Consider the following 13,892-nt stretch of genomic DNA (forward strand, 5'->3'; position numbering starts at 1 on the left):
CCGGAGCACCCGTGCGCCAGAATCTACGCGCGTTAACACCACCAGCAGACCATCATCCCGCCCCCGGCGACCGCCGGAGGCGCCCCCGGACACCAGGAGCCGACGCATGCCGCTGAACCGCAGGGACTTCCTCAACCGCTCCGCCGTCACCGGCGCGGGCCTCGCGCTGGCCGGCACGGCGGGCGCCCTGGCCGGCGCGGCTCCGGCCCAGGCCACGGACCGCCACGGGCACGGGAACGGTCACGGTCACGGGCCGAAGAAGTACTCCTTCAGCGTCCTCGGCACCACCGACCTGCACGGCAACGTCTTCAACTGGGACTACTTCACGGACACGGAGTACGACGACAAGGCGCACAACGACGTCGGCCTCGCCAAGATCTCCACCCTGGTCACGCAGCAGCGCGCGGCCAAGGGCCGCCGCAACACCCTGCTGATCGACGCGGGCGACACCATCCAGGGCACCCAGCTGTCGTACTACTACGCCAGGATCGACCCGATCACCGCCAAGCACGGTCCGGTGCACCCGATGGCGCAGGCCATGAACGCCATCGGCTACGACGCCGCGGCGCTGGGGAACCACGAGTTCAACTACGGCATCCCGGTGCTGCGCAAGTTCGAGGAACAGTGCGACTTCCCGCTGCTCGGCGCCAACGCGCTCGACGCGCGCACGGGCCGGCCGGCCTTCGCGCCGTACTCCTTCCACCGGCTGCGCGTGGACGGCGCCCCGGACGTGAAGGTGGCGGTCCTGGGCCTGACCAACCCCGGCATCGCGATCTGGGACAAGGCCAACGTGCAGGGCAAGATGACCTTCCCGGGCCTGGAGGAGCAGGCCGCGAAGTACGTGCCGCGGCTGCGTGCGATGGGCGCCGACGTGGTCGTCGTCTCGGCCCACAGCGGCTCCTCCGGCACCTCCTCCTACGGTGACCAGCTGCCGTACGTCGAGAACGCGGCGGCGCTGGTCGCCGAGCAGGTGCCGGGCATCGACGCGATCCTGGTCGGCCACGCCCACTCCGAGATCCCCGAGTACGTGGTGGCCAACCAGCAGACCGGTCAGGGCGTGGTGCTCTCCGAGCCGCTGAAGTGGGGCCAGCGCCTGACCGTCTTCGACTTCGACCTGGAGCTGGTCCGGGGGAAGTGGGAGGTCGTCACCGTCGGCGCGTCCGTCCTCAACTCCAACACGGTCGAGGAGGACCCGCGGATCGTCCGGCTGCTCTCGGACGAGCACAAGGAGGTCGTGGGTTACGTCAACCAGGTGATCGGCACGTCGGCCGCGGCGATGTCGGCGCAGGAGTCCCCCTACAAGGACACGCCGATCATCGACTTCATCAACTTCGTCCAGGCCGAGACGGTCAAGGCGGCGCTCGCCGGGACCGAGCACGCTTCCCTGCCGGTGCTGTCGCAGGCCGCGTGCTTCTCGCGCACGGCCTCCATCCCGGCGGGCCAGGTCACCATCCGCGACGTCGCCGGGCTGTACGTCTTCGAGAACACCCTGGAGGCCCGGATCCTGACCGGTGCCCAGGTCAAGGCGTACATCGAGTTCTCCGCGAACTACTTCGTGCAGACGGCGCCCGACGCGCCCGTCGACGTCGCGAAGCTGACGAACGCGAACGGCACGCCCGACTACAACTACGACGTGGTCAGCGGCGTCACCTACGACGTCGACATCTCCCGCCCGGCCGGTTCGCGGGTGTCGAACGTGCTCTTCCAGGGTGCGCCGATCGACGAGTCGGCCCGCTTCGTGCTGGCCGTCAACAACTACCGCGCCAACGGCGGCGGCAACTTCCCCGCGGTCGCCGCGGCGCAGCAGGTGTGGGCGAACTCCGAGGAGATCCGGAACACCATCATCGCCTGGGTGCAGGCGAACGGCTCCATCGACCCGGCGCGGTTCGGCTCGCAGGACTGGAAGCTGACCCGCGGCGGCGTCCCGGTCTTCTAGTTCCTCGATCGTTCCTCCGCTCGTTCTTCCGAGCGGTCCCGGTACACCGGAGGGCATGTGCGGGCTGTGCACATGCCTTCCGGGCGTTCCGCGGTGGCCGTGCGCCGAGGACGCCGGCACCCCCGGCCTCAGGCCGGTACGTGTTCCAGGAGCACGCGGCGCAGTTCCCGGGCGGCGCGCGGGGGCTCGGCGTCCTTGCGGTGCGCCAGGGCGACCGTGCGCTGCAGCCCGGGGGCCTCGAAGGGCGTCGTACGCAGCCTGGGCCGGCGTCCGGCGACCATGCTGGGCACGACCGCGGGGCCGAGTCCCGCCTCCACGAAGCCCAGCACGGCGTCCATCTCGCCGCCCTCGATCGCGAAGCGCGGTTCGAAACCCGCCGCCCGGCACGCGGCGACGGTGAGGTCCCGCAGGTCGTAGCCGCTGCGGAACATGACCAGCGGCCGGTCCCTGAGGTCGGCGACCCGCAGGGTGGGCCCCGCGGAGGGCGGCGGCGCGTCGGTGGCGGTCACCACCACCAGGTCCTCGTGGAGCAGCGGCGTGGCGTCCAGGGCGGGGTCGTGGCTCTGCAGCGGCAGCACGATCAGGGCGAGGTCGAGGCTGCCGGAGGCGAGCTCGCGCACCAGGTCGCGTGAGCCGCCCTCCTCGACGACCAGCCGGATGCCGGGGTAGCGGTCGTGGAAGTCGCGCAGCACGTCCGGCAGCAGGCCGGTCGCGAGGCTGGGGGTCGCGCCGAGGCGCACCCGGCCGCGGCGCAGGTGCACCAGCTCCTGGACCTCCTGGGTGGCGGTCTCGGTGTCGGCGATGATGCGGCGTGCCAGCGGCAGCAGGGCCTGCCCTGCGTCGGTCAGCGCGATGTTGCCGCGGGCGCGGCTGAACAGGTCCGCGCCCAGCTCTCGCTCCAGGGCCTTGATCTGCTGCGACAGCGAGGGCTGCGCAACGTGGACGCGTTCGGCGGCGCGGGTGAAGTGCAGGGTGTCGGCGACCGCCAGGAAGTACACGAGCTGCTGCAGCTGCATATCGGCACGATAACGCGATAGGTGTCACCTATCGAAACGAGCCGCAACATGTCTTGGACCTTTCGTGGCAGGCAGACCTAGCGTCGGGCGCATGGCTTTGGCGACGACGAGGACGAGGGCGACGGGTACGGGCCGCCGCCCGTCGCTCCTACGGGCACTGTGGGGCTCGACCGTGGGCAAGAAGGCGGTCATGGCCGGGACCGGCGTGATCATGCTGCTCTTCCTGGTCGCGCACATGCTGGGCAACCTGAAGATCTTCTTCGGTCCCGAGGAGTTCAACGGGTACGCGGCGTGGCTGCGCACCATCGGTGAGCCCGCCCTGCACAACAGCTGGTACCTGTACATCCAGCGCACCGGCCTGGTGGTCGCGGTGGTGCTGCACGGCGTCGCCGCCTACCAGCTCAGCAAGCGCGACATCAAGGCACGCCCGGCGAAGTACGAGCACAAGCGGCAGCGGACGAGCTACGCGACCCGGACGATGCGCTGGGGCGGGGTGATCCTGGGCCTCTACATCGTCTGGCACATCCTGGACCTGACCACGCTCACCGTGAACCCGCTGGGCAAGGAGCACCACCCCTACGAGAACATCGTGGCCGATTTCCGGATCTGGTGGGTGGACGTCGTCTACATCGTCGCGATGCTCGCCCTCGGCCTGCACATCAGGCACGGCTTCTGGAGCGCCGCGCAGACCCTGGGGGCGGTGAACAAGCGCCGCGACCGCGCGCTGAAGATCACGGCGAACGTGCTGGCGGCGGCGCTGACCGCCGGCTTCCTCGTCGTACCCGTCTCCGTGATGACCGGATTGGTGGACTGACCGTGGAGTACCGACTGGGCGAGCCGATCGCCGACACCAAAGCGCCGGACGTGCCGATCGCGGAGCGCTGGGACCGCCGCAGGTTCGAGGCGAAGCTGGTCAACCCCGCCAACCGCCGCAAGCACACCGTGATCGTGGTCGGCACGGGTCTGGCGGGCGGCTCCGCGGGGGCGACGCTGGCCGAACAGGGCTACCACGTCGTGCAGTTCTGCTACCAGGACTCACCGCGCCGGGCGCACTCGATCGCCGCCCAGGGCGGCATCAACGCGGCGAAGAACTACCGCAACGACGGTGACAGCGTGCACCGCCTGTTCTACGACACCGTCAAGGGCGGCGACTTCCGCGCCCGCGAGTCCAACGTGCACCGCCTCGCCGAGGTGTCGGTGCAGATCATCGACCAGTGCGTGGCCCAGGGCGTGCCCTTCGCCCGCGAGTACGGCGGCCTGCTGGACACCCGCTCCTTCGGCGGAGTCCAGGTCTCCCGCACCTTCTACGCCCGCGGCCAGACCGGCCAGCAGCTGCTGCTCGGCGCCTACCAGGCACTGTCCCGGCAGATCGACGCGGGCAACGTGGAACTGCACCCGCGCACCGAGATGCTCGACCTGATCGTGGTGGACGGCAAGGCCCGCGGCATCGTCGCCCGCGACCTGGTGACGGGCGAGGTCTCGACGCACATGGGCGACGCCGTGGTGCTGGCGACCGGCGGCTACGGCAACGTCTTCTACCTGTCGACCAACGCCAAGGGCTCCAACGCCACCGCCATCTGGCGGGCGCACCGGCGCGGCGCGTACTTCGCCAACCCCTGCTTCACGCAGATCCACCCCACCTGCATCCCGCGCTCCGGCGACCACCAGTCCAAGCTCACCCTGATGAGCGAGTCGCTGCGCAACGACGGCCGCATCTGGGTGCCGAAGGCCAAGGGCGACGACCGTCCGCCGCACGAGATCCCCGAGGACGAGCGCGACTACTACCTGGAGCGGATCTACCCCGCCTTCGGCAACCTGGTGCCCCGCGACATCGCCTCCCGCGCCGCCAAGAACGTCTGCGACGAGGGCCGCGGCGTCGGCCCCGGCGGCCAGGGCGTCTACCTGGACTTCGCCGACGCGATCGCCCGCATGGGCCGCGCCAAGGTGGAGGAGAAGTACGGCAACCTCTTCGAGATGTACGAGCGGATCACCGCGGAGGACCCGTACACCCGGCCCATGCGGATCTACCCCGCCGTGCACTACACGATGGGCGGCCTGTGGGTCGACTACGACCTGCAGACCACGGTCCCGGGCCTGTTCGCCATCGGCGAGGCCAACTTCTCCGACCACGGCGCCAACCGGCTCGGCGCCAGCGCCCTGATGCAGGGCCTGGCCGACGGCTACTTCGTGCTCCCGGCCACCATCAACGACTACCTGGCGCGCGGCCCGCACGAGACCGTCACGCCGGACCACCCCGCGGTCGCCGAGGCCGTCGCCGACGTCGAGGACCGGCTGAACCTGCTGCTGTCCGTGGACGGCGACCGCACCCCGGACTCCTTCCACCGCGAGCTCGGCGAGCTCCTGTGGGACGAGTGCGGCATGGCCCGCAACGAGTCGGGGCTGCGCAAGGCGCTGGAGCGGATCCCGGCGCTGCGCGAGGAGTTCTGGCGCCGGGTGAAGGTGCCCGGCAGCGGCGACGACCTCAACCAGTCGCTGGAGAAGGCCAACCGGGTCGCGGACTTCCTGGAGCTGGCCGAGCTGATGTGCCTGGACGCCCTGCACCGCACCGAGTCCTGCGGCGGCCACTTCCGCGAGGAGAGCCAGACCCCGGACGGCGAGGCCCTGCGCGACGACGAGGACTTCTCGTACGCCGCGGCCTGGGAGTTCACCGGCGCCGGCGAGGACCCGGTGCTCCACAAGGAGGCCCTCGACTTCGAGTACGTACACCCCACCCAGCGGAGCTACGCGTGAACCTCACCCTGCGCATCTGGCGCCAGCCGTCCTCCGAGGAGGAGGGCGCCATGGTCACCTACCGTGTCGAGGACATCAGTCCCGACATGTCGTTCCTGGAGATGCTCGACGTCCTCAACGAGGAGCTGATCCTCGCGGGCGACGAGCCCGTCGCCTTCGACCACGACTGCCGGGAGGGCATCTGCGGCGCCTGCGGCATGGTGATCAACGGGCAGGCGCACGGCCCGGAGCGGACCACCACCTGCCAGCTGCACATGCGGCACTTCAAGGACGGCGACACCGTCGACGTCGAGCCGTGGCGGGCCGCCGCCTTCCCGGTGGTCAAGGACCTGGTCGTCGACCGCTCGGCCTTCGACCGGGTGATCCAGGCCGGCGGCTACATCTCCGTGCCGACCGGCAGCGCCCCCGAGGCGCACGCCACGCCCGTCCCGAAGGAGGCCGCCGACTTCGCCTTCGAGCACGCGGAGTGCATCGGCTGCGGCGCGTGCGTGGCGGCCTGCCCCAACGGCTCGGCGATGCTGTTCACCTCGGCCAAGGTCAACCACCTCAACGTGCTGCCCCAGGGGCAGCCCGAGCGCGAGACCCGGGTGCTGGACATGGTCGCCGCCATGGACGACCAGGGCTTCGGCGGCTGCACCAACACCGGGGAGTGCGCGACGGCCTGCCCCAAGGGCATCCCGCTGCCGTCGATCGCCGCTATGAACCGCGAATACCTGCGGGCCTTGCGCAAGGAGAAGTCGCGGTCCAAGGGCTGACCGGGTTGGTGGCCGCGCCGAGCCCGAAGGTCGTGAAGGCCGTACGGGAGGGCAGCGGGTAGGGCTCCTTGCCGGTCACCGCGTTGAGGACGACCGCCGAGCGCCACGCGGCCAGCCCCAGGTCGGGGGCGCCGACGCCGTGGGTGTGGCGCTCGGCGTTCTGCACGTGGACGGCCGCGCCGGTGCTCTCGACCACCGGGTCGAGCTCCAGCCGGTGGCTCCCGTCGATCCGGGGCCGGCCGGCCGCGTCACGGCGGATGTAGGGGTGGATCGGGGCGAGCAGCGCGTCCAGGGAGCGCTCCCGGTAGCCGGTGGCGAGGACGACCGCGTTGGTGATCAGCCGGCTGCGGGTGCCCTGCTGCTCGTGCTCCAGGTGGAGTTCCACGGCTCCCATGCCCATCCGGCCGGCGGTGCGGACCGTCACGCCGGGGGTGAGGACCGCGTCCGGCCAGCCGCCGCCCAGGGTGCGGCGGTACAGCTCGTCGTGGACGGCGCCGATCGTGCCGTGGTCGATGGCCCGGTGCAGCTGCCACTGCCGGGGCAGGAGCTCGTCGCGGACCGGTTCGGACAGCCCGTGGAAGAACCGCGTGTAGTCGGGGGTGAACTGCTCCAGGCCGAGCTTGCTGTACTCCATCGGGGCGAACGAGGGGCTGCGGGCGATCCACGTCAGCCGTTCACGCCCGGCGGGCCGGGCGCGCAGCAGGTCCAGGAAGACCTCGGCGCCCGACTGCCCGGAGCCGACGACGGTGACGTGTTCGGCGGCCAGCAACCGGTCCCGGTGCTCCAGGTAGTGCGCGGAGTGCACGACGGGGACGGCGGGCGACTCGGCGAGCGGCCGCAGCGGCTCGGGCACGTACGGCGCGCTGCCGACGCCGAGCACCAGGTTGCGGGCGTACGTGCGGCCGAGGGCCTCGGCCTGGCCGTCGGCGTCGAGCTGGGTGTGGTCCACCTCGAAGACGGCGCGCCCGGGGTTCCAGCGGACGGTGTCGACCTGGTGCCCGAAGCGGGTGCTGGGCAGCGACTCGGCGACCCAGCGGCAGTAGGCGTCGTACTCGGTGCGGTGCGCGTGGAAGCGCTCGGCGAAGTAGAAGGGGTAGAGCCGCTCGTGGGTCCTGAGGTAGTTCAGGAAGCTCCACCGGCTCGTGGGGTCGACCAGGCTCACCAGGTCGGCGAGGAAGGGCACCTGGAGGGTGGCGTCGTCGAGCAGCAGCCCGGGGTGCCAGCGGAAGGAGCGCTCCTGCTCGTAGAAGGCGGCGCTGAGGTACGGGACGCCGTCGGCGAGGGCGGCCAGGGACAGGTTGCACGGGCCGATCCCGATGCCGAGCAGGTCGTAGGGCTGGTCCCGGTGGGGGTCGTGGTCGTCGGTGGCGGTCATCGGGGGGTGCTGCCTTCCTGGTGGGTCGCGCATACGAGCGTGAGCAGAGCCTCGAGGTCGGTGGGCGTGGTGGTCGGGTTGAGCAGGGTGGCCTTGAGCCAGAGCCGTCCGTCGGCGCGGGCCCGGCCGAGGACGGCGCGGCCGTCGAGCATGAGCCGGCGGCGGATCGCGGCGACCTCCTCGTCGCCGGCGCCGGTGGGGCGGAACAGCACGGTGCTGACGGCCGGATGGGCCCGCAGGGTCAGTGCGGGATGCCGCTCCACCAGGTCCGCCAGGTACCGGGCGTGGTCGCAGACCGCCTCGACGAGCCCGCCCAGCCCGCGGCGGCCGAGGGCGCGCAGCGTGACGGCGATTTTCAGCACGTCGGGGCGGCGGGAGGTGCGCAGCGAGCGGCCGAGCAGGTCGGGGAAGCCGGCCTCGGTGTCGTCGGCGGCGTTCAGGTAGTCGGCGCGGTGGTCCAGCGGGCGCAGCAGAGCGGCCTCGCGCACCGCGAGCACCCCGGCCGCCACGGGCTGCCAGCCCAGCTTGTGCAGGTCCAGGGTGACGGTGTCGGCCTCCCGCAGCCCGGTGAGCCTCACCGCCTCCCGGTCGCTGAACAGCAGCGACCCGCCGTAGGCGGCGTCCACGTGCAGACGCGCGCCGTACTCCCTCGCGACGCGGGCGAGTTCGGGGAGCGGGTCGATGTCGCCCGAGTCCGTGGTGCCCGCGGTGGCGACCAGCAGGGCCGGCCCCCCGCCCGCGGCGAGCGCGGCCCGCACCCGCTCCGGGTCGAGCACCCCGCCGGGGGTGTCCACGACGACGGGAGCGCGCATCCCGAGCAGCCAGGCGGCCCGCGGGACGCTGTGGTGGCCGTTGGCCCCGGCGACGACCCGCACGCCGCCCGGAACGCCCTGGGCGCTCTCCCGCGCCAGCAGCAAGGCCAGTTGGTTGGACTCCGTGCCGCCGGTCGTGACCAGCGCGTCCGGCGCGGCCGCATCCGGGTGGACCAGACGGGCCAGCGCGTGGGCGACCTCCGCCTCCAGGGCGGTCGCGGCCGGGGCCTGGTCCCAGGAGTCCATCGACGGGTTGAGCGCGCTCGCGGCCAGGTCGGCCGCCACGGCCGCCCCCAGCGGCGGGCAGTGCAGATGGGCGGCGCACAACGGGTCCGCCGGGTCGGCCGCCCCCTCGGCGACAACCCCGACCAGAGCGCGCAGCGCCTCCGCCGCCCCGGTGCCGTCCTCCGGCAGGGCCTCCCCCAGCACCTCCCGTACCCGCCGCGCGACCGCCCCGGGACCACCCGCGGGAAGCGGCCCCTTGCGGGCGGCCGCGCCCGCCGCGAGCGCGCCGAGCACGACCTCGACCAACGGGCGCAGCCGGTCCGGCCCTTCACTGCCTCCGGCGAGATGGGGTGGCATGGTGTCGGCGCCCCTCCGTTGTCGCGGATCACCGGCGCGTGCGCGCTGGGCGACCTGCGTAACGACGCTCCCCCGCCCCGGGTGTTGCCCCCACACCCCGAACGGTCGCCGCCCCGGCGCACCCACGGGGGCGTTCGCCCAGCTGTCGTGTGCAGCGCCGTCGTGGTTGCGGTTGAGGTTTCTCCCCCGCCCGCCCTCCCCCCAGCCTTCGGCCGGGGGTGCCCCCTCCTCCCCCGCCCCCTCCCTATCGCGGGCGACCAACGGCCGGAGGGTGGCTGAGAGCGCGGTCCGGGGCTGCCGCAAGTGCCCCACTCACCCCCCACCGGCCGTCAGTCGCCCCAACACACGGGAGGGGGTGTGGCGGGGTGCGCCCGGAAGCGACGAGCGGCGGACCCGGGCGCCGAACGATGTGGACGTAAACCGCGAGCGCTGAGGACGTGCGCCGGCGCGGCACCGACCCAGGCACACGGTGCGAGACCCGCACTGACCGCGCCGGGCAATCGGGCGGGCGGGCGGGGGACCGCCCGCCGCAGGCGCAAACAACCCGCACACGACAACCGGCCCGCGCAGACGCACCCCCCGCACCCGCTACGCGGAACCCGTGCGGACGCGGAGCGCGCGGCGCAGGTCGTCGAGCTGGTCGGCGAGGCGGCGGCGCAGGGCGGGGGTCGGGGCGGGGGTCGGCGCAGGGGTCGGGGCGGGGTCGCCGGAGCGCAGGCACTGCTCGCCGAGGTCGAGGACGGCGGGCTCGACGACGGGGACGGGGAAGGCCCAGCGGCCCGCGGCCTCGGCGAGTGCGGGTCCCCGGCGGGCCGCGACCGCGACGGCGGCGGGGAAGAAGCGGGGCACGTACTCGCGCACGAGGTCGAGCTGTTCGGGCTGCCAGAAGCCCTGGGCGGTGGCCGTGAAGAGGTAGTTGGACAGGGTGTCGCCGTCGAACATCCGCGCCCAGGCGTCGCGCTTCGCCTCGGGGTCGGGCAGCGCGGCCCGGCAGCGGGCGGCGCCCTCCTGGCCGGTGGCGCTGGGGTCGGAGTCCAGTTCGGCCGCGATGTCCTCGGCCGACGCCGCGCCCAGGACGGTGAGCCGGGTGAGGATCTGCCAGCGCAGTTCGGGGTCGAGCGCGGGCCCGCCGGGCAGGGTGCCCTCGGTGAGCCAGCCGCGCAGGGCGCCGGGGTCCGCGGTGGCGGCGATGAGCTCGCGGGCCGCGGCCAGCCGCAGTCCGGGGTCCTGACGGGTGAGCAGGTCGCGGGCGAGCGCCTCCAGGGTGGCGAGCGCGCCGGGGCGTTCGGCCGCGGGGAGGTAGCGGTCGGCGATCTGCCCCCGGGCGAAGCCGAGCACGCCCTGCACGACGGCGATGTCGGTCTCGTACGGCAGGTGGGCCCGGGCGACGTCGAGGTAGGCGGCGGGCGGGAGTTCGCCGTCCCGGACGAGGTCGCGGGCGGCGTTCCAGACCAGGGCGCGGCTGAGCGGGTCCGGCAGGCCGCGCAGCGCGGCGACCAGGGTGTCCCAGGACTGCCCGTCGAAGCGGATCTTGGCGTACGTCAGGTCCTGGTCGTTGAGGAGCACCAGGTCGGGGCGGGGGCCGGGACGGGCGCCGGGCGCCTCGCCGTCCGCGGGCACGTCGGTCTCGAAGCGCTCGCGCAGCACCAGCTGCGCCGGGTCGGCGTCGGCGCGGTCGTAAGCGGCGACGGCGATGCGGTGCGGGCGGCTGCCCTGGTGCGTGACGTCGAGCTGCCAGCCGCCGTCGGCGCCCACGGGGACGGGGGTGAGCGTGTCGACGCCGGTGGTGCGCAGCCAGCGGTCGGCCCAGGCGTGGACGTCGCGGTCGGTGGCGCGGGCGAGGGAGTCGATGAAGTCGGCGAGGGCGGCGTTGCCGAAGCGGTGCCGGGCGAAGTGGTCGTTGATGCCGGCGAGGAAGTCCTTGCGGCCGAGCCACGTGACGAGCTGGCGCAGCGCGGAGGCACCCTTGGCGTAGGAGATCCCGTCGAAGTTGAGCAGCGCCGAGGCGGTGTCGGGGACGGCCTCCGGGGCCGGGGCGACGGGGTGCGTGGAGGGGCGCTGGTCGGCGTCGTACCCCCAGCCCTTGCGCGCGACGGCGAAGTCGGTCCACGTCCCGGTGAACCGGGTGGCCTCGGAGAGCACCTGGTAGCCCATGTACTCGGCGAAGGACTCGTTGAGCCAGATGTCGTCCCACCAGCGCAGGGTGACGAGGTCGCCGAACCACATGTGGGCCATCTCGTGGGCGACGACCATGCCGCGGGTCTGCCGTTCGGTGTCGGTGACGGCGGAACGGAAGACCATCTCGTCGCGGAAGGTGACCAGGCCCGGGTTCTCCATCGCGCCCGCGTTGAACTCGGGGACGAAGGCCTGGTCGTAGGAGTCGAAGGGGTACGGCTCCTCGAACAGCTCGTGGTAGCGGTCGAAGCAGCGCCGGGTGATGTCGAAGAGCTCCTCGACGTCGGCGTCCAGGTACGGGGCGAGGGAGCGGCGGCAGTGCAGCCCGAACGGCAGGCCCGCGTGCTCGGTGCGCACCGAGTGCCAGGGTCCGGCGGCGACGGCGAGGAGGTAGGTGCTGATCGGCGGGGTCGCCGCGACGCGCCAGCGGCCCTCGGCCTCCCCGGTGCGCTCGGCGACGCCGTTGCCGAGGACCGTCCACGCGGGGGGCGCGGTCACGGCGACCTCGAAGACCGCCTTGAGGTCGGGCTGGTCGAAGGCGGCGATGACGCGCTGCACGTCGTCCAGGAAGAGCTGGGTGTACAGGTACGTCTCGCCGTCGGCCGGGTCCGTGAAGCGGTGCATGCCCTCACCGGTGCGGGAGTAGCGCATGTCCGCCTCGACCCGCAGTTCGTGCGGGCCGGCCGCGAGCCCGGTGAGCGGCAGCCGGTTGTCGTCCAGGGACGCGGGGTCCAGCGACCGCCCGTCCAGGACGGCGCCGTGCAGCGCGGCGGGCTTCAGCTCGACGAAGGTGTCGCCGTCGGCGAGCGCGGTGAAGCGGATGACGGTGGTCGATCCGAACACCTCGTCGCCGCGGGTGAGGTCCAGGTCGACGGAGTAGTGCTGGACGGCGATCCGCCGGGCGCGGGTCTCGGCCTCGGCACGTGTGAGAACAGGCATGCGGTTCATGCTGCCCCATGCCCGGTCCGCGGCGCACGGCGGTTCGCCGCGACCCACGGTCGCGCGGGCCGGTCGACCGGGCGTCCGGGCCGGCGTGCCGTCAGGTGAAGATGCCGCGCGGAAGGGTCATCGACACGAGCCAGGACGGCAGGTCCACCGTCTCGTTGATCTTCAGGTCGCCCGCCACGCTGCAGAGCGTGTAGGCCTCGTGCAGGCTCAGCCCCTGGTCGACGGCGAGCCAGTCGACCATGTCCCGGACCGCGTTCTTCGCGTTCTCCATCAGGTCCGGTCCGGTGCCGGTCGTCTGGTAGTAACCCTGGGCGAGCATCTCCTCGGGCATGGCCAGCTGGGTCGGGTCCGCGGCGGGCACGACGGCCCGGGGACCGGCGATCACCGTGTCCGGGATGACGGCGAACCGCAGCGTGACCGCCATGAGCGTCTCGATGGCCGTCCCGGTCACCTCTCCGTCGCCTTGCGCCATGTGCCCGTCCCCGGCGGAGAACAGCGCGCCCTCGGCGTAGACCGGGATCTGTATGCGCGCTCCCTTGACCAGCTGCCGGATGTCGGTGTTGCCGCCCATTCCGCCGCTGACATCGGGCGGGAAGGTGCGGTACATGCCCTTGCGCAGGGGCGCGACGCCCATGATCCCCATGAAGGGTGCGATGGGGATACGCGCCTGCCGGCCGGTGTCGGCGCCGGTGAACGTGGCGAACCCGGTGCTCTGGCCGCGCTCGAAGCCGAACAACTGGAGGAACGGGGCGCCGCTGTTGTGGGGCTGGTCCTCCGGCAGGGCACCGGCGGCCGGTCCGGGGGTGGGGTCGCTGAACTGGGAGGCCTCGCTCCAGGGGGCGAGCGGGGCGAGCAGTTCGGGGCGCAGGGATCCGAACAGGCCCAGGGCGGGACTGACGACGACGTAGCCGAAGTCCACCAGCGGGGCGACGTCCAGGACCTCGACCTCGAGGATGTCGCCCGGCTTCGCGCCCTCCACCTCGATGGCGCCGGTGAGCGGATGGACCTTCCCCAGGTCGATGGTCAGGGTCGCCTCGGGGGTCATCGTCCGGGCCGCGGCCCCGATGTCCAGGGCGTCCCGGCACAGCAGTTGGACGACCTCGCCCGGCCGCACCGTGGTCACCGGGGGCAGGTCCCGGTTCCACCGGTTGTGCAGCACCCGGCCGAACCCGTCCACGACCTTGTCCCCGTCCGGTCCCGTCGTCACGTCCGGGCTGCCGGAGCCGGCGACGTCCATGCCGCCGACCGTCCCGCCCCCGGCGGCCAGTGCCGACAGCGCGGCCGCGGCCGGTCCTGCGGAGGCCCGCTGCACCAGGCTGCCGGCGCCTGCGGTACCAGAATGCACGAAGCACATCACGGCCTCCCGTGACCCTGCGTCCCGGGTGCCCGAGGCGACCCGGCTGACGGGGGATGACCCGGGGTCCGCCGGTCGGCGCCCGAGGCGGCGGGATGCCGGGCGGCCCGCGGCGGGGAGGGCGCTCGGCTCCGGCATCCGACGCGAGGACAGCCCCGCTCCTCACGATCCTCCGCCGGAAATGCCGC

General features: G+C 72.9%; 9 protein-coding genes. 4 read left to right on the forward strand and 5 right to left on the reverse strand.

Annotated elements, in window-relative coordinates:
* The first annotated feature begins 106 nt into the window (after positions 1–106).
* Positions 107–1,936, forward strand: coding sequence for a bifunctional metallophosphatase/5'-nucleotidase (locus AC1VWI_RS13770; RefSeq protein ID WP_499511282.1), 1,830 nt, complete (start codon positions 107–109; stop codon positions 1,934–1,936).
* A 128-nt stretch (positions 1,937–2,064) separates the two neighbouring features.
* Here AC1VWI_RS13770 and AC1VWI_RS13775 read toward each other — a convergent pair whose 3' ends face one another.
* Positions 2,065–2,952 (reverse strand): LysR family transcriptional regulator, encoded by an 888-nt coding sequence (locus tag AC1VWI_RS13775; RefSeq protein WP_499511283.1) that lies wholly within the window; start codon positions 2,950–2,952, stop codon positions 2,065–2,067.
* Between the two features lie 91 nt (positions 2,953–3,043).
* Between AC1VWI_RS13775 and AC1VWI_RS13780 the strand changes: the two genes are divergently transcribed.
* The 3 genes from AC1VWI_RS13780 to AC1VWI_RS13790 are packed head-to-tail and all read left to right on the forward strand — an operon-like array spanning position 3,044 to position 6,458.
* On the forward strand, positions 3,044–3,766 hold the full coding sequence (locus tag AC1VWI_RS13780; RefSeq protein ID WP_499511284.1) for a succinate dehydrogenase cytochrome b subunit: 723 nt from the start codon (positions 3,044–3,046) through the stop codon (positions 3,764–3,766).
* Positions 3,767–3,768: 2 nt separating this feature from the next.
* Positions 3,769–5,703: a fumarate reductase/succinate dehydrogenase flavoprotein subunit gene (locus AC1VWI_RS13785; protein WP_499511285.1), complete on the forward strand. Its 1,935-nt coding sequence runs from the start codon at positions 3,769–3,771 to the stop codon at positions 5,701–5,703.
* Positions 5,700–6,458 carry a succinate dehydrogenase/fumarate reductase iron-sulfur subunit gene (locus AC1VWI_RS13790; protein WP_499511286.1) on the forward strand — a complete coding sequence of 253 codons (759 nt, stop codon included), beginning with the start codon at positions 5,700–5,702 and terminating at the stop codon, positions 6,456–6,458. Before AC1VWI_RS13785 ends, AC1VWI_RS13790 begins: the two co-directional genes overlap by 4 nt.
* On the opposite strand, the gene AC1VWI_RS13795 is transcribed toward AC1VWI_RS13790, so the two are convergent.
* From AC1VWI_RS13795 to AC1VWI_RS13810, 4 genes are all read right to left on the reverse strand, one after another.
* Complete coding sequence (locus AC1VWI_RS13795; RefSeq protein ID WP_499511287.1) at positions 6,400–7,833, reverse strand: lysine N(6)-hydroxylase/L-ornithine N(5)-oxygenase family protein; 1,434 nt, start codon at positions 7,831–7,833, stop codon at positions 6,400–6,402. The two genes, AC1VWI_RS13790 and AC1VWI_RS13795, sit on opposite strands and share 59 nt — an antisense overlap.
* The gene (locus AC1VWI_RS13800) at positions 7,830–9,227 is read right to left on the reverse strand and encodes a pyridoxal phosphate-dependent decarboxylase family protein (RefSeq protein ID WP_499511288.1); all 1,398 of its coding nucleotides are present in this window, start codon (positions 9,225–9,227) and stop codon (positions 7,830–7,832) included. The genes AC1VWI_RS13795 and AC1VWI_RS13800 overlap by 4 nt, the downstream gene beginning before the upstream one ends.
* A 588-nt stretch (positions 9,228–9,815) precedes the next feature.
* Complete coding sequence (gene pepN / locus AC1VWI_RS13805) at positions 9,816–12,341, reverse strand: aminopeptidase N (RefSeq protein ID WP_499511289.1); 2,526 nt, start codon at positions 12,339–12,341, stop codon at positions 9,816–9,818.
* Positions 12,342–12,441: 100 nt separating this feature from the next.
* Complete coding sequence (locus AC1VWI_RS13810) at positions 12,442–13,695, reverse strand: acetamidase/formamidase family protein (RefSeq protein ID WP_499511290.1); 1,254 nt, start codon at positions 13,693–13,695, stop codon at positions 12,442–12,444.
* Positions 13,696–13,892: the final 197 nt, after the last annotated feature.

Source organism: Streptomyces sp. TOM-9, assembly GCF_056858595.1.